At 54.7% G+C, this 15,707-nt stretch carries 24 protein-coding genes and 1 tRNA gene; 1 reads left to right on the top strand and 24 read right to left on the bottom strand.

The annotated features are described in order from the left end of the window. Positions 1–60: 60 nt before the first annotated feature. From G403_RS24595 to G403_RS0114830, 24 genes are all read right to left on the bottom strand, one after another. Positions 61–711 carry a vacuolar protein sorting family 37 protein gene (locus G403_RS24595; protein ID WP_156899718.1) on the bottom strand — a complete coding sequence of 217 codons (651 nt, stop codon included), beginning with the start codon at positions 709–711 and terminating at the stop codon, positions 61–63. A gap of 94 nt (positions 712–805) precedes the next feature. Beyond that, positions 806–1,363, bottom strand: coding sequence for a hypothetical protein (locus G403_RS0114940; protein WP_027854697.1), 558 nt, complete (start codon positions 1,361–1,363; stop codon positions 806–808). A 50-nt stretch (positions 1,364–1,413) separates the two neighbouring features. Beyond that, positions 1,414–1,881 carry a hypothetical protein gene (locus G403_RS0114935; protein ID WP_027854696.1) on the bottom strand — a complete coding sequence of 156 codons (468 nt, stop codon included), beginning with the start codon at positions 1,879–1,881 and terminating at the stop codon, positions 1,414–1,416. 56 nt (positions 1,882–1,937) lie between these two features. Then, entirely contained in the window at positions 1,938–2,975 is a 1,038-nt protein-coding gene (locus G403_RS0114930; RefSeq protein WP_027854695.1) for a N4-gp56 family major capsid protein, read from the bottom strand. Positions 2,976–2,993: 18 nt separating this feature from the next. After that, positions 2,994–3,902: a hypothetical protein gene (locus G403_RS0114925; RefSeq protein ID WP_027854694.1), complete on the bottom strand. Its 909-nt coding sequence runs from the start codon at positions 3,900–3,902 to the stop codon at positions 2,994–2,996. 37 nt (positions 3,903–3,939) lie between these two features. Beyond that, positions 3,940–4,164 carry a hypothetical protein gene (locus G403_RS0114920; RefSeq protein WP_027854693.1) on the bottom strand — a complete coding sequence of 75 codons (225 nt, stop codon included), beginning with the start codon at positions 4,162–4,164 and terminating at the stop codon, positions 3,940–3,942. Then, positions 4,148–4,384, bottom strand: a complete 237-nt coding sequence (locus G403_RS0114915) for a hypothetical protein (RefSeq protein WP_027854692.1) — start codon at positions 4,382–4,384, stop codon at positions 4,148–4,150. Before G403_RS0114915 ends, G403_RS0114920 begins: the two co-directional genes overlap by 17 nt. Further along, entirely contained in the window at positions 4,381–6,732 is a 2,352-nt protein-coding gene (locus tag G403_RS23520) for a hypothetical protein (protein ID WP_051299100.1), read from the bottom strand. The genes G403_RS0114915 and G403_RS23520 overlap by 4 nt, the downstream gene beginning before the upstream one ends. 3 nt (positions 6,733–6,735) lie before the next feature. Next, entirely contained in the window at positions 6,736–7,107 is a 372-nt protein-coding gene (locus tag G403_RS0114905) for a hypothetical protein (protein ID WP_027854691.1), read from the bottom strand. Positions 7,108–7,110: 3 nt separating this feature from the next. After that, entirely contained in the window at positions 7,111–8,409 is a 1,299-nt protein-coding gene (locus G403_RS0114900; protein ID WP_027854690.1) for a PBSX family phage terminase large subunit, read from the bottom strand. Then, on the bottom strand, positions 8,409–8,981 hold the full coding sequence (locus G403_RS0114895; RefSeq protein WP_027854689.1) for a terminase small subunit: 573 nt from the start codon (positions 8,979–8,981) through the stop codon (positions 8,409–8,411). Before G403_RS0114895 ends, G403_RS0114900 begins: the two co-directional genes overlap by 1 nt. A 273-nt stretch (positions 8,982–9,254) precedes the next feature. Next, a complete protein-coding gene (locus G403_RS25330; protein WP_156899716.1) occupies positions 9,255–9,581 on the bottom strand; it encodes a hypothetical protein in 327 nt (108 codons plus the stop codon). After that, positions 9,578–9,895, bottom strand: coding sequence for a phage holin family protein (locus G403_RS0114885; protein WP_036234033.1), 318 nt, complete (start codon positions 9,893–9,895; stop codon positions 9,578–9,580). Before G403_RS0114885 ends, G403_RS25330 begins: the two co-directional genes overlap by 4 nt. Beyond that, positions 9,885–10,268 carry a M15 family metallopeptidase gene (locus tag G403_RS0114880; RefSeq protein ID WP_027854686.1) on the bottom strand — a complete coding sequence of 128 codons (384 nt, stop codon included), beginning with the start codon at positions 10,266–10,268 and terminating at the stop codon, positions 9,885–9,887. The genes G403_RS0114885 and G403_RS0114880 overlap by 11 nt, the downstream gene beginning before the upstream one ends. A 226-nt stretch (positions 10,269–10,494) precedes the next feature. After that, positions 10,495–10,929 carry a hypothetical protein gene (locus G403_RS0114875; RefSeq protein ID WP_027854685.1) on the bottom strand — a complete coding sequence of 145 codons (435 nt, stop codon included), beginning with the start codon at positions 10,927–10,929 and terminating at the stop codon, positions 10,495–10,497. Between the two features lie 55 nt (positions 10,930–10,984). Continuing rightward, on the bottom strand, positions 10,985–11,440 hold the full coding sequence (locus G403_RS0114870; RefSeq protein ID WP_027854684.1) for a hypothetical protein: 456 nt from the start codon (positions 11,438–11,440) through the stop codon (positions 10,985–10,987). A 9-nt stretch (positions 11,441–11,449) separates the two neighbouring features. Next, on the bottom strand, positions 11,450–12,100 hold the full coding sequence (locus G403_RS23515) for a recombination protein NinG (RefSeq protein WP_051299098.1): 651 nt from the start codon (positions 12,098–12,100) through the stop codon (positions 11,450–11,452). Continuing rightward, positions 12,101–12,370: a PNPOx family protein gene (locus G403_RS0114860; RefSeq protein ID WP_027854683.1), complete on the bottom strand. Its 270-nt coding sequence runs from the start codon at positions 12,368–12,370 to the stop codon at positions 12,101–12,103. Further along, positions 12,367–12,843, bottom strand: coding sequence for a hypothetical protein (locus G403_RS0114855; RefSeq protein ID WP_027854682.1), 477 nt, complete (start codon positions 12,841–12,843; stop codon positions 12,367–12,369). The genes G403_RS0114860 and G403_RS0114855 overlap by 4 nt, the downstream gene beginning before the upstream one ends. Beyond that, on the bottom strand, positions 12,836–13,078 hold the full coding sequence (locus G403_RS0114850; protein ID WP_027854681.1) for a hypothetical protein: 243 nt from the start codon (positions 13,076–13,078) through the stop codon (positions 12,836–12,838). Before G403_RS0114850 ends, G403_RS0114855 begins: the two co-directional genes overlap by 8 nt. Next, positions 13,075–13,317 carry a hypothetical protein gene (locus G403_RS0114845; protein WP_027854680.1) on the bottom strand — a complete coding sequence of 81 codons (243 nt, stop codon included), beginning with the start codon at positions 13,315–13,317 and terminating at the stop codon, positions 13,075–13,077. The genes G403_RS0114850 and G403_RS0114845 overlap by 4 nt, the downstream gene beginning before the upstream one ends. A 1-nt stretch (position 13,318) precedes the next feature. After that, positions 13,319–14,197: an ATP-binding protein gene (locus G403_RS23510; protein ID WP_051299096.1), complete on the bottom strand. Its 879-nt coding sequence runs from the start codon at positions 14,195–14,197 to the stop codon at positions 13,319–13,321. Continuing rightward, positions 14,190–15,173 carry a replication protein gene (locus G403_RS0114835; protein ID WP_036234031.1) on the bottom strand — a complete coding sequence of 328 codons (984 nt, stop codon included), beginning with the start codon at positions 15,171–15,173 and terminating at the stop codon, positions 14,190–14,192. The genes G403_RS23510 and G403_RS0114835 overlap by 8 nt, the downstream gene beginning before the upstream one ends. Before the next feature lies 1 nt (position 15,174). Beyond that, positions 15,175–15,251, bottom strand: a tRNA-Arg gene (locus G403_RS0114830). A gap of 85 nt (positions 15,252–15,336) precedes the next feature. Between G403_RS0114830 and G403_RS25560 the strand changes: the two genes are divergently transcribed. Next, positions 15,337–15,707, top strand: a 371-nt coding sequence (locus G403_RS25560) for a hypothetical protein (protein ID WP_211232692.1), incomplete at its 3' end; no start/stop codon positions are given.

Raw genomic sequence — 15,707 nt, 5'->3', positions numbered from 1 at the left:
TTCACAGGCAGCAACTTGGGGAGGAGGAGGCGAACCATGAGCGCTTCGCCAGAGCCGTAACTACTGTTGGCGAAGCACAGATTTCAGCCACGATGCCCCATTCGGGTTGCCATCATGAACAACATTGAACGGGTAGCGCAAACCTGTCTTGCTCGGCCAGACGTATTCCTGAACACCGGTCTCTGGATCCACTTTGAGTTGATTGCTGTAGCCCGTCTTTTTCGCGCGCGCCAGACCCTCAACAAACTTTCGCTTCACGGTGCGCTCTTCGTCGCGCCGAAAAATCTCACACTCACCGTTTACGAAGATCGGGAAACCCGGATCTGCCTGATCTTCCGACACGTCATGAATGTAAATGGTGACCGGCTCTTCCATGAATTTAAGCATGTCGGCTTTTTGCTTCATTAGCGGATCATCCATTGTCCGCCCTTCCACGCGTACCAGGTCGCTATCATCGAAATGCGCCACACCGTCTTGGCCGATTTGCTGTTCCATGACTTCGAAGCGTTTTTGCAAATCCTGAATGATCGCAAAGCTGCTGTGCGCTTGAGCTTTAAGTTCTTCATTTTCTTTTTCCAGCCGCTCATTCTGTTTGGCAAATTCTTCATTCGCCGATACCAGATCCTGGACGTCAGCGGCGCCTGATTCGGTTGCGTTCTGCACTTCGGTTTCTCCCTGTTGTGTCGGGGTTGTTCTTTTACGTGGTGGCATATTGGTATCCTCGAATTACTTCCAAAAAAGACCCCGCGAGGCGAGGTCAAGGAAGTGCGCTAGGCGCAATTAGAAAAGAGGCCGAAGCCCAGACTTATTGATCAGCAAATGAAGGCACGGTTGCGCTAACGACATAACCGCTCAAGACCCAATTTGTCCCGTCACAGATCGCTTTAATGCGTGTCCCCACGTCTGGCGTGACCACGGTCAGCTTGGAGTTACTATCGCCATCACCCGCAATTGGCACCACCTCGTCGCCGCCAGATCCCGCGTCTGTATCCAAGTGCGCAAGCCCACCCAGGAAGAAGTTGGTATCAGAACCGGTATCGATCACCCAATTCTGCGCATCCGCTGCAACCCCTTTATAGATAAACTCATACTCAAGCCCTACCGCTGCTGCCGGCAGAGAGATGGTGCAGGATGCTGTCAGGTTCGGCAGGGTGTGTGGTTTGCCGCTATTCGCCACAAGGGCTGTGTACGCCGCCTCATCACTCACTGATACAAGACGATCAGCCGTTGCCAGTGAAGCAAGCTCTGTCATGGTCACTTCAGTGTCTGTTCCATCATCCCCACGGATCTTAATTGCTGCATGAGACCACAGGTGTAGGAATCGCTTAATGATCAGATTACTGATCGTCTCGTTAGTTTTCATGGCAATACCCTCTAGTTGGAATTTATGCGGGGGCGGCCAGCCCCCTATTATCAGGATGCAAGGCCCTGCGGAGGCGGCGCGAAGAAGTCGTAGAACGTGTCTGTCACACCGGTTCCAGACAAGTCAGTGGTACCACTGGTAAAGGTGCCGCCATCCATGACGACTTTAATCCCGCCAATCGGACAGTTGCCTGCATCAGGGCGAGGCCACTCAAGCGCGTACTGGTCATTTGCAATCTCGGCGTTCAGGCGCTCAGTGCCTTTTTTCAGGGAGATGGTGCCGGCGGCGTTAATCTGCACCAGATACAGGCAGGATGTCAGGTCTGCCTGCTGTTCCAATGCCGTCATGGCGATATTGTCACCTTCAGCTTTGTGGTACAGGATGCCATCGATGCAGTAGTCGATACCGGCGCCATTCGGAGCAGCGGTCTTGATAGTTGCGGAGTTGGTGCCCTCAGCCAATCCAGCCTTAGACAGACAGAACGTACCACCAAAGTGCTCATGAGAAAGGTTGTTCATCTCGAAGTCCTCATAAAAAAGGGCTGCCAGAGCAGCCCTTATTGATCGTCAGTCGTTTACAGGTCGGTAACGCCCGCCTCGATAACTGCCATCCAGCCATCATTTTGGATAAACGCCGCACTGTAGAACTTGGCGCCGATGTAGCCGCGCTGCCCAAGCGGGTCGCTTTTGTCCTTCTTGTCTGCCGGGATATGGATTGGATCGAGAGAGTCCATTCCTCGCAATGCCAGGTTAGCCCAGGCATCGGCCGCCACCACAATGAAGGGGTAGACGTCGATATTGGAGGCGCTGGTTGAAGCCAAGCCCGTGGACCCAACCGCTGCACCAGAATCAGCAATCGCTGCCAGCTCCGGAGAGACCACGAAACGGTAGTTCTCCACCGCGCCGATCTCCATGGCATGCATCGTCTTCATCTGGCCGTACTCAGCCACCTTGGTGAAGCCGGGCAGATCGCGCACATCGTTCTCGCCATCGGTGTGCACGAACACCAGGTAACCAGCTTCAATCGGAGAGGTGTTGTAATCACCGGAAGCGCCCAGAACGCGGGTAACCATGCGGCCGCGATTACCCTTGATAGAGCGCGTCACCTTACGCAACAGACTCAGACTGATTTTTTCATCCACCGTCGCACGACTGGAGCCGCCCGCGTAGAACTTGTTCGTACAACCTTTCAGTGCGCCGTAGTCAATCATCTCGCGCACCAGGCCCATCCGCTCACCACACTGAACCTTCATCTCGTCCGGGATCTTGTCCTCGTAGAGGTCGGCGGTTTTATCGGTGTAGTTATACAGGCAGGCGTACTGCTGGATGTTGACGGTGATATCCTGCGGCGCCATGGTATCTGCCGTCGGCGTGACACCTTCGCTGACGATGTGCGCATTAGCCTCGACAGACCATTGGTTGATGGTGCTCGCATTTGTGGTCGCTCCACCTTTCGGCAACCAGCGGCGATACACAACGGTGTCGCTCTGGTTTTTTGCCATCTTCTTCTGGTCTCCGGAGATGCCGAGGCAGGTCACCGGCACCGCATGCTTGAGAATTTCCCCTTTGAGTTTTCCGACGCGGGGAGTCGCCGTATTGTATTTCTGAGACATGATATTGCTCCTGATCCGTTATCCGTTGAAGGCTGCTAAGAACTCTTCATGTTCGGTTTTGGGTTGGCGTCGCTGCGCTGAGCGTCCATCTGTGGGCGATACAGCGCTTTCCAGGCGGTTCTGGCGGCGTTGAGCGGTCAGATCAGGGTCCGAGGCAGGTTTCATGCTTTCTGCGTAAGCGTCGAGCACCTTGATTGCGTCGGCAGCATTCTCACTATGAGTGAGAGCCTGGGTTTCGGGGGGTTGATTACTTAGCCAGTTAAGGTACCGCTCTGACTGAATAGTGGACTCCCACTCTGGGTGGGCGTTATCCAGCCGAGCCATTTGACGCGCTCGGTTCATCAACTGAGGCATCGTTTGTGCTGTTTGATCGATGCGCTGGTTGATTGAGCTCACGTCCACTTGCGGCATCTGAGTGGCGATACCTGAAAACATCTCCTCGAGCGCATCCGCAAACTCAGGGAAATCTTCCTTTAGTCGCGCCATCTTCTCGCCGCTTTGCATGGCTTCGCGCATCTGGTGACCGTCGGGGGCCTCTGCGCCCTGCTGCTCGGCGGCCTTGGCGGCGGTCGAGAGTTGTTGCAGGTTGTGCTTGAGGCCGCCAATATGGCCCTCGATGTTACGAATCCGCCCAGACAAGCGCTGCTCGATCTGGGGTGCAAGTTTTTCCATCATCTGTGCTTCGAGCTTTTCAACAACGCTCGGTGGTAGTGATGATAGATCGATATCGCCATCTCCTTCAGCCGCCAGCGGGAGATCGTCATTATCATCTCCCTCGCCCGGGTCGGCAGCGCCATCTTTAGGCGCCGAGGTGGATTCTGGCTCTGGATCAGACTCGCCCTTCGTTGCAGCAAGGAAGTCGCGTTCCTCCTGCTCGGCCATCTGATCCGGGGTTAATTCTTGATCCTGCTGCACTTCGGTTGTCATTCGCGTGTCCTCTCGACAGGCTATTCAGCTATTACCGTTAGTTATACGGATTGCGTCTTTGCGCGCTGTTTGTGGTTTCTGTTGATTCCATCGCTTTGAGAAGGCGTTTTACTTCTGCAATTTGTCCGCGCAGCAGGCCGGTCGATTCCATATCAGTTGACCTGTCATTCTGCTCCCGTAGCGATTGCAGTCGTTCGTTTACTTGTTCCTGTAGCCGCTTAAACCAGGGCTGACCCCGATCCACATCACTGAACTGGTACATCTGAAACCTTTTCGGCCTTATAGAGGCAGCCGTTAGCCAGTTCCAAAATCTCACCGGCCATCATCAGCCCCATGTTATCCGGGTGCTTCAGACTGTCCGGCACGTCATCTGGCGCTACTGGCGCCCAGTGATTTCCGTCAGTGGAAATAAAAACGACCGCTTGGGCGGCCGTCTCGATCGTTTTGTAGGGAATCGGTTTCCCGTTCGCTTGTAGGATCATTGCTGATAACTCATTCCGGGTCGTGCCCGTCCTGCGGGTTCGGTAGGTGGCTTAGGCATCATGCTTGCCGGAGCTCGCTGAGCGGATAGTTCTTTCTGGGTTGTGAGTCGCATGACTGTTTCGTTCAGGCTCGTCTTCAATTTGTCGAACTGCAGATCCTTATCACCCTGATACTTCATCTCAGCCAACTGCTTTTCCAGATCACCCTGGAACTGTGTCACTGCCTGCTCAATACCTGCCTGAAGCTGCGCAATGCGCTCCTTAGACTGAAGATCGGCGGCCTTCATCCGCTCATCATGGGCATGTTCACGCTGCTGACTGTCCGCATCCCCTTTTTGCTTCATCTGTTCGATAGCCATCTTCAGCTGCGCATTCATTTGGGCGATTTCGGCGCGCGGGTCGTTCTGCTGAGGGTTAGCCAGGTTCGCAACAATCTGCTGCCACTTCTCGTCGTCGTATTCAAATGCTTTCGGATCGAGCTTGTCAGCCCGCATCATCTCCCAGGCCACCTTTTTCGGATCCATGCCGAATGCCGGATTCAACGAGAGTTGCAACCACTGACCAGTCTTCTCTTTCTCGATAGTACGCTCAACCAGGTTGCTCGAACCTCTGGCGTCAATGATGAACTCACCTTTCTCCTCATCCTTGCCGTACTGAAGCAGATAGGCGTAGTAACGACGAATATGCGGCTCAGTTACCAGGTCATCGAACAGGCGAGCAATACGGCGGCGCACGATATTGGCGTTATTGTTGAGGATCTGCGTCTGGCCCAGAGTGTCCAGCTTCTGAGCACCCATTTGGCCTTGCATGATCATCGGCATACCGGTGACATCTTCAGCCATCTTTAGCCCCAGATGGATTATCGCCTGAAGCTCATTCACCATCATATCGAGCTTGAAATAACCGAAGGCGTTTTGCAGGTGGTCAAGCTCTGCATCTTCGCCGGCGATCCAGCCCTTACGCGGCGCCAGTTCGGCCACGCCATCGATAGGCTCCAAGACGCCTTGCTTGAAGTACCACATCGGCCCGCCTGCCAGACCGGCGTTATCCATCAAGTTACGCCCTGCGCCATTGATCATCCGCTGCGGCGTTCGAATCTGGCGGGCCACCCCTGTTCCCCATGGCAACCCCTTGCGGCGCTTCCATACCATGATGTCATAGGGGAAATCGCCGGTATCCAGCGGGTTAAGCGTGGCCTTGATCACACGGTTATTCACCATTGTGATCTGCGCGGGTACTACATCATGCTCACACTCGCAGCCTGCCGCCTCCATATCCTCTCTGGTTATTTCGCCGTAGAAGTACCAGATCTCAAACAGGTTCTTCGTGTCGCGGCGCTTCATATCGCCAACTTCAGGCTTGTACTCCTTCTCGGCCTGCGTTGGGCCTTCATCCAGCACCGCCAGAATCTGGCTTTCGATATAATCAGGCGTTCCGATCAATTCCCGCAATTGACGCGAGGTGATGTCGTCGCGCTCAAACGTATAGGAGCCGTTATGGATGTTCTCGCCACACCCAGGGTCAGGGTAGAAATTCCAACAATCGATACGCTTTGAGCCCGGTTTGATCTCCTCCTGAATAATCAGGGCGCCTTCTGTGAACGCCATCTGCTTGCGCTTAACAGGTATTGGCCCCTTTAGAACGCCGCTACCGATTTTGGCAGAGTCCTCAATGACGCTGCGCACTTCAGCATGGTAGTTACTCTCGACCTGCCAGTCCTCAATGCGCTTCTGCGCCTTCTCAGCCTTGCTCTTAGCTGCAGCGATTGTTTGCTTAGCAACCTGCTGTACCTCGGCCTGCTTGGTGGCTACATAAGCCTCCGGGTTCGGCTGCTGTCTCGCCTCGCTCTGGATGCTACTCAGGATGTTGTCAGGGATCTTGCCATCTTCAAACGGAACCAGTTCCGGTATCGGCGTCGGGGCTATCTGCCAAGCGCTATCGTCAGTCGGCAACAGCATGTCCGCGAGACTTGCGCTGGCTGCATCACAATACGGGGCAGTGATATTCAGGAATATCGTAGAGCTGGTGTCCTCATCCTCGTCACCCACCTCGCGCCCCGGTGGCTTGCTGGACCATGCGGCCATCTCCCCCCGGTTGGCATCGTCGATACCTTCGTAAAACTCCTCATCCTCCAGCCATTCATCTTCAATGCCGCTACCTGCACGGCCAGAGATCGCCTCAGAGCGACGCTGGGCCAGCGTGGCGCCCAGCGCATCCAGCCGCGCTATTTGCTCTTCTTTCGCGCTCTCAATCTGCTCCTTGATCTGGTCGATCTCATCATCCGGCAGCCCGGACAGCAGATCCGCCAGTTCGTCATCGGAGAGCTTTAGGAGTTCATTACCCAACATCCGTTACTGCCTCATGCCGGTTGGGCGGTGACAAATCACTGTGACATCCAGGTCAGTACTGCCATCTCCAGCGGTGATGTGCGGGCGGACAAGCTCAGCAGGCACCTGGCAGTGTTCAACGCCAGCGGACTGGATATCCAATGCTGTACCGTTGACATCGTTCAGTGTTGCCCAGGTCGTACCGCCATCATTACTTCCCTCCCAGGACAGCGTTCCTCCAGTGCCGAACGTACCTGTCACCTGGATGGAGCAGTCGCACCACGCCCCCAATGCGATTGGTGCGCCATCATCATTGGTAGTGGTGAGCTCTACAAATTCATATTTCCGGATACTGCCGTCACCCTCTTGAGTGACTGTCGGATCGATCGTTGTCATGGATTAATACCCTATTGATCTGTCGCGTGGGCGGCGGATTTTGTATTTGAGCTGTTTGGCGGTTGTTGTTGGGGGTTTATAGGCCACGCACATCAGGCCGAATGCATCTGCACCGTGGCTTGACCAGTCGTGCTCAGGACCGAGGCCTATACCTCGACTCTCGTCCCGCTTTTCGTGATACCACCCCAGAGCATCCAGCCCAGGACCACAGGTGTCTTCGTTGATCCAAATAGATGGGAAGCGCTTGCGCACCTCTTCGATACGGGCGGCAGCAGCTCCTGCGCCCTGATTAGGAACGACCGTTACCTTATATCCTGCCTGTTTGAACGCAGACTGATAGGACACTTTGTAGACCTTGTCGTGCTGTCTACCGTCGTGCGGCAGGACGATTTCGGCATTCTCTGGGCCATACCCCTGCTGCCGCATCCAGGCAAGATGATGCCCTAGCTCCTGGCCCACCGCTTCGTAGTAGTTGAGCACCCGGATTTCATGGCCCACAAACTGAGCCGCCCAAATTGAAAATGCGTCCGACTTGGCTCCGGTTCCGCCGATATCACAAAACAGCTTGACCGGCAGGTATGGGTCACGCGGAACGCGCCCTATTCGCTTCTGCAGCCGTGCTTCGGCGATGTGTTTTGCGAAATAGGCGCCAGTGGCAACCCGGATATAACCACCCTCCCAAATATGGTCGTACTGATCAGGCTCGGTATTCAGACAGTCTTGGCGTTCTTGCTCCAGAACAGCCGGAAACCAGGGGTTGTCCGACCAGTTGGCTCGCACCACTACCGCATTGGTAGGCTGTTTTGACCGAAGCAGTTCATCCACCGGGTCAACATGGCGCCTCGGGTTCCAGCTAAACCAGAGCTCCGACCCTTCCTTACGGATGGTTGGTCGCAGCAGCTTGAGCGATGTGGCAGAGAGAGTTTGCGCCTCCTCCACCCAGGCCACATCAAAGCCCTCAAGCGACTTGATCGACTCAGCCGTGTGGTCCTGCATGCCCTGGAAAATCACCACTCCGCCGCCTGGCGTTTTAATCTGATCGTTCAGGATCTCAAAACCAGCGCCGACTCCATGCTGCTGTATTTTATCCTCGATCAGTTTCTTAGCTGACTCCTTGAGCGACTTCTGGACTTCACGGATACAGACTGCACGAAGCCCTTGGCGGCGTATCGCCTCCTCTACCAGCAGTTCCGCGAAGAAGTGCGACTTGCCAGAACCGCGCCCGCCCCATGCCCCTTTGTATCGGGCTGGCTCGAGCAGCGGGACAAATACCCGAGCTGTCGGTATATCAAGCGAGGCCATCAGGATTTTGGATCAACAATAGTTCTGCGGACCTCCGTTACCTCAAGAGAGCCGCCGTGTTCCAACTTCTCCTTGTAGGCCTGAACATCGACATGTTTACCCATCAACTCAAGGTTTCTGATCTTGTCGGGCCATTTGATTTTCTTCATAACGCCAACGATGGCTTTCTCGTCGCCACGACCATCAAACAGCTCGGATACATCCATGCCTGATATGAATTGGCGCCATACTTTTGGCCACTGACGAACAGGTAGCAGGCCGCCGTCATCATCCATGATGTCGATAACATCCATCTCATCGATCTCACGGTGTCGTTGCAGGACGTAATCCGCATCGATTTGGGTACGCTTGCAGCGCTCTTCACGCAACACCGCAATTCTCGCCCCTATATGGGCCTTATTTTTGAGTGCGTATGCCTTGTTGTTTACCGTCTCAGGCTTCATGCGCTCAGTGTTGTAAGCCTGACGATAGGCGTCGCTATCATTTAGCTCTGGGTCATAGGCGATTGCCTGACAGAAGACCTCTTCTCTGTCAGTACAGCCTGTGGTTTTATCTCGTGCTGCTCGTGCCATCGCGGCCCCTCTTCGGGCGGCTGATTAATACGGAGCCGCGCTTTCACGGCAGTCAGATAGTCTTTCCTACCAGTCAAGACGCGGATCACCTCCTTAGGGAGTTGCCCCGGATTCTATTTATCGTTGGTGTTGCTGGGATCGCTCTTGATCACATTGACCAGCCCGTTATGTCGCTCAGCGCATGCCTTGTACTGAGACCGCCACTTGATAGCTGATTCTGTCCAGGCCTCACCGGTCTTCTCGGTTACCTTGAACAGAAAGTCATCAGCGCACTTAGTCAGTAGATTCTGCTGTTCCGGCTTCAGGAAGCTCACCGTTGATGATCCGCAACCCGTCATCATCAATACACTCAAGCTGATACACAGGGCGATCAACGATTTGGGTACGCCACTTCTCGATGATTCGCTCATGGGTTTGCACCTCGGCCAGCCTTGATTCAAGTGTTTCGGCAATTCTCTGCTCAGTTTGGCGGTAAGCTTTTACTGCCCGGTCAACCGCGTCGGCAGCAGCGAGGTCTTTACTGTCCTCATACCAGCCACGGACAGACCAGCCACCAAACACTAAGACGACAGCTAATACTGCCGCGATGCGACTACTCACGACCGAACACCCATCTTGCGCTTGAAGCGATCTTCCATGAGCGCGATGGCGCGGCTTCCCATATGACCACTAACGCCAACAAATGCGGCAGTCAGCAGTCCAGGGAAATTACCGAGCTCACACAACCAGAATGTGAGCACCCCGGTAAACGCTGAAATAACAATCTCGCCTATCAACTCCATAAAGCTGAACTTCTCGGCTGTACCATCTTTCACTCGTCTGATGTAGCTCGCTATGCCACCCCAAGCAGCCAGCGCCATTACCCAGAAGTACGTAAGAAGCTGGTAGCTTGTTGGGTCTTTTTCAGGATCCATTCCATGCTCTCTGAAAATGAGGTCCATCTTTTAGGGTTCGCCAGTCACCACCCCACTCAATCGCAATCCCCAGTTCTTCGGCTGCGCGTTTGAATGCTCGGGCAATCTCTTCGTACTTATCCCAATCCCACGTCAATTGACCATCCACATATGCGGCGACATCAAGAGCGTCACCGGTCAGATGTCTCGACTTCATGGTTTGAGATTTACCTGCCTCAACAAGCTCGCGCTGCCGGGACTCAGTACGAAGGCCTTCAGTCACTCCAAAATCAACTTCGGAGTACATCAATGCGCGGGACGCGATCAGCACAAGTTCTGGGTGAACCCCATTCATGCGCTCAATTGAGCGTTGAGAAAAGCGGTATAGAGACATAGCGATCCTCACGGATGGCTTGAATTAGGGTCCGCCGAAGCGGAGGGTCTGACGCCTCACGGCGTTAGCGTGTCGCCTCACGGCGAGAAATTACAGGCACAAAAAACCCCGCTCCAGTGCTCGACTGTGCGGGGTGCTTTGCGTGGCCGTCACTCTTGCCACTCTAGAAAAAAGAGTACCAAAAATGGTGGGTTTTGCAAGCGATCACTGGATAAATATCCAATTACTAATTCCTTTGCATTCTCCCTACCATAAAGCCATCAACCTCTTCGAGCTTCAATCTGATATCCATGCCAGATCCTGCCATTAACTGCCCATCTCCAAGAACAATGCTCACATCAATAAGATGGATATAGCCAGGATCATCACTCTCTCGATACCCGAGGTGACTCGGATGGTGTCTTTCGCCAGCTATTCGATAGCTGTCACCAAAAGATTTAGCGGCCTCTTTATCTCCAAAGCCAGCAAAAAACTGCTCATATGAATCAGCAAATTTTTTAAAATACGTCGCCCCCGAAACAGCCTTGCCTGATAACACAGTACCATCCACAAACAGCGTAATCGGAAATCCAAAATCATCAGCAGCTGTCTTGTCGGAAATCTTATCCAAAATCTGGATTAGGCCAACAAGAACCGGATCCACTTTCAATTTTTTGCTCATTACACGCTTCCTTTCAGTTAAATGCGGCCGGTAAATAGTAGCTCATATTTCGCGGTCATGCTGCCCTCCGTTCATTCCGTTCGCCGTACTGCTCAACGAATCGCACTAGTTTCCGCCGCCCCATCTTCACACGGTCCCGGTACTGATCAACGCTTAGATGTAATTCCATCGCCAGCTTACGAGCCGTCCAGCGCCGCCCTGTTCTAGCATCCACTGTTCCGGTGTACCGGCAATGAACCAACAGCGGTATGCGGTACTTGGTTTTAACCTGGCCGATCATCTCTCGCGCCTCGGGGAGTAATGCATGAGGCTCCCTTAAAAACCGCATCTCCTGAATCATCTTCAGGTCGGCTTGGTCATTGCCGGTAGGCGGGGGTATATCCCCACCGAACTCAACCATCCGTTGCAGCATGCTTGGTTGGTGCCAGCCCGCATCGGTATCGGAACTGAGAAGCCAGGCCAGATACACATCGATCAGTTTGTCTGCTTGTGCTGCGTAGTCGATCGCCATAACCAATCCTCACCCTGCCTTGCGTATCAGTTCCTGCGGATCCAGTGCCCGCCAGTCCCGGGACGGTGGCTCACCCTTCTCCAGCCGTCGTTTCTCAGCATTGAATACTTTGCGCATCTCTTTCAGCTCATCGCAGGTGTAATGTTTGGCTGGGTGCGGGCCGGTCAGGTAGTCGACAAGCTCTTGACCGTAGCGACGCACAAGTTCAGCCGTGAACTTCTGCCGAGTACTGGCCTTATCCCCTTTTGCGTATCGCTGGACGCCGCTATTACATCCACTGCACTGTCCTGCACAATTGCGCGGGTCGAACCGTAGTTCCGGATGAGCACCGACGGTCTGGTAATGCCCGGCTGTCAGCGTGTACTGGCCAGCAGGCTTCCCACAGCTGACACAGGGCTGGTCTTTGTCCAGTTCACGGATCATGGCGTTAAACGCCTTTTGGGTCAGTTCGAGCTGATGCGGAAGACTGTCACCGCGCAGTCGGTCCTTTGCCTCGCGGTGCTTCCGGCGTTTATCTGCCTGCCTGTCCTTGCTCACCTTGGCGATAGCGTACTGTCGGGCGCACTCACCATCACAAAAGGCACCTATCGGAACTTTCAGCATCGTTTCCCGAGGCTTACGCTCTTTGCAGTGGCGGCATTTGAGGGTGGCGGTGGTCATCTATTTCTCCACCGGCTTAAACCAGCCAAGGTAATAAACCCTGGTGATTTCCAGCTTTCCGTTGCGCTTCAGGTGCCGAGGGATGGCGTCAATCATGTGCTTTGAGCAATCCTTCTTGATCTTGCGATCATCGGCGATGGCTGCTCTGTCAGGCATCCAGATATTGAACGTATTGGTTATATTTACTTGGCCGTTCGAATTGTCGGGCGTGTAGCGCAACTCAATCTTGAAGTGGTGCTGACGCCCTGTGATTTTGCTTAACCAACTCATGCCGCCCACCTCTCATAGTCATCAATCCCCAGCATGGCCGGATCCGTCAGCTGAAAACCAATACCGGTAAAGTGCTGCCAGACCTCGTTCAGGTAAGCCGTCATCGTCTTGACCTTCATCCGGCTGGTGACCGGCAGGTCGATAGGCGGGCTCATCATGCGCAGCTTGTGCTCGTAAGGCGCTGGTTTGATGATCTGGTCGTAGACCTCGCGGAATTCCTCATCCTCGGCGCGCAACAGAGGCACACCGAAGTGCAGCTTGCAATACGCCCGGTACTCCTCGACGGCCTGATCGCCCTGGCTGGCCGCATCATTCAGCCACTGGAATTGGAGCCGGTTCTGCTGGTTGCTTCTCGGCTCTTTCCCAGGCTCGATTTTTACCCGCGTTGGATACGAGTTAATCCCGTTGATATATCGCAGGAGGAACTGCTTATCGCCTTCGCTTTTGAGTGTGCGTGTAATGGTCTTATTCACCGATCACCCCCAGTTCCCGCAGCGCATCAACCGGCAGTAGTACGGCGTCCACGGCGCGAAACCGGGTGATCGCTAATGGCTTCTTGTCATTCAGCAGGCCGGAGATAGAGATAGCACCAGCATCAGCTACGCTAATTCGGTTACTCATAGCTGCACTAAATAACGCCTTCATTTCGCTGAGCCGGTTATCCCGCTCGATCAGGGCGCGCTGGAGGCGTTCGATTTCAGTACTCATGCTGCAAACACCTCTCCAATCCGATTGAGCGGCACCCGGGCAGCAAGCAAGCTGGCCCGGCCGCACAGGGTTGCATCACACTTAACGATCACGCGCTGGAATGCGTACTGACGGAACGCCTTGGCCTCTTTGTCGCTCAAGCCGAAGCGTTCGATGGTCATAGCAATCAGAAACTCAGGCGGATGCCCCTCATGCCGGATGGCGTATGCGTATTTTTTGGCGTCGAATAGTCGGCTCATATCAGTCACCCATCGGAAACGGTCGTTGGTGAGGCAGGCGTGATTCAGTGCGAAGCGGCACAACTGAGTCAGCGCACGGCAGATCGGCATCATCAGCCACATTGCCCCGGTAGCTACCCCAGTCGAATACAACCAGCTTGCCCCCGCCTTCACGCAGACGATCCAGGGCTCGCTCACCGACATACGCCTTGATCTCTTCAACTGTCAGGTTTGACAGGATGATCGTCGGACCAAACACGGAGTTGCGCTCGTTCAGCACCTCGAACAACAGGTGCTCTTCGCTCTCGGTGCCGCGCTGAATCCCAACCTCATCGATAATCAACAGATCCACATCCCGCAGTGAGTCGATCATCTGCTGTTCGGTGTACTCAGAATCGCGCCGGTATGTCTCTCGAATGCGGCGAATCATCTTTGACACAGTGACAAACAGGACTGTGGCGCCCTTCTCGATCAGCGCATTGGCAATAGCGCAGGCCAGGTGCGTTTTGCCGGTTCCGGGCCGCCCTATCATGATCAGCCCTGCCCCGGTGCGCTGGAACTGGTCAAAGTGCTCAGCGAAGCGTCGTGTCGTCTCCAGGGCTCGCCCCTGGGCATCGGTTTCCACGCGGTAGTTATCAAACGAGCGGGTCAGGTATTTATCCGGAATCAGGCTGGATGAGATGCGCTGCTCAAGCTGCTTGCGCTTTGCAGCTACTGCGGCCTTCCGGCGCTCTTCCTCAAACTCGATCTGGCGCTTCCGCTCCTCTTCGGCCTCACGCTCTTCGAGGCACTTAGGACACTCGCTTTCCAGAGTGCGGCTGGCAAACTTTGTAAATTCGCACACCCAGTCCAGGTCGTGTTTTTCGCAGTGGCGATCTTCGGTTTTGATGACTTCAAACACGTTCGAATCCCTCCGCGCCTTTTGAGTAATCAACCCCGGTGAAACTTGGGGTGGCATGCCTCGGTGCTCGGGAAGCGCCAGGCTTCGGCGGGAATACACCCTGCCAGCCGTTCATGATCGACTCCTCAAGCATGGCAACCGGGTCATGCCCTTCCGCACGGTGCTTGTCGAGTTTGTTGATCAGGAGGGTGAGTGCCTGCTGAGTCATTGGTTTTTTGATCGACTTGCGGTGATCAATGAATCCAGCGACTGATTCAATCGAAAGCCACTCAGGGATCGATGACAAGTCGAGCCCCTTGTGTTTTGTATTATTGTCTTTTGTAGAAGTGTCTTGTCTTTTGTGGGTCCCGGTTTGGGGACTTATACGTCCCCGTTTGGGGACTTCTGAGTCCCCGTTTGGGGATTTTTTAGTCCCCATTTGGGGATTTTCTGGAGAGTCCCCGTTTGGGGACTTTTGGCTATTTTTTGCTCTTGTCGTGGGTGCTGATGATTCATTGGTAAGCCACTCTGAGATCACTTTATTAACCCCGATAGCGCGCCCTTTTCGGTACAAGATTTTGCGTTCAACCAGACCCTTGATGACTGCCGAGACATGGTTTGCTGAAATGCCTGTCAGATCCTCGATCTGATCCCGCCCTATCCAGTCGCACGGCTTGTTAAAACCGAAGGTCTTGTTGATCACTGCAAACATTACCTTCGTCTCACGCTTGCTCAGATCAGTCCTGCACAACTGCAGTACCAGGTCATTAGCAAGGCGCGTATAGCCGTTTTCGACTTCCGCAACCACTTGGACCTCCCGTGGCTCCTCAGTCGCCGGCATCCCCGGGAACTGGTAAACCTCCGCAGTATTCGTCATAATCACCTCTACTCTGCGTGAGTTGATGAAGCCCCGGGTTTGGTTTGCCGACATCCGGGGCTTCGTTGTTTTCGGGCCATTCAACCCGCCCTTTCCGTTCGCACCGAACGGATCATTCACTTGGCACCGCCAGCAGGATTCGAACCTGCAACCATCCGGGTAGAAGCCGGATGCTCTATCCAGTTGAGCTATGGCGGTACGGTGCCGGTTACCCTCGTCCGGCGACACGTCACTCCCGTGCGGCGGGATCTATTGTGCCGGGTGCCCACGGGATCACCCCGGGGTGCAGCGTCAGGCGGGCGGCTCCGCCATCGGCATCTTTATGCGGGCCTACTTCACCGGCACCAGCTCGCAGCGTCAGATCAGATTGCCTGCCCAGGGTGGTACAGGCGCGGCCCTCTCGGGTGTGTTCGGTGTTGCGGTGGCCGGTGCTGATCTCCGGCACAGGCGTCTGTTCAGAACGCCAACAGCCCACTATCTGGCTTCCCCCCTCCGTACATTGCTGCACGGCCACTTCTTGCGCATCAGCCTGCGCATTCACCGCAACGAGATACCCACTGGTGGCGCCCTGATCAGAGACTTACCGGCTCGTTGCCAGTCAGTGGGTATTTCGTTGCCCTCTGCTTCCTTAGCCCGCGCAGAGGGATGCGGGCG

The organism is Marinobacterium litorale DSM 23545 (assembly GCF_000428985.1).
Classification (GTDB): domain Bacteria; phylum Pseudomonadota; class Gammaproteobacteria; order Pseudomonadales; family Balneatricaceae; genus Marinobacterium_D; species Marinobacterium_D litorale.
Note: the sequence above shows the minus strand (reverse complement) of the source record. Positions and strands in the feature narration are given on the sequence as shown.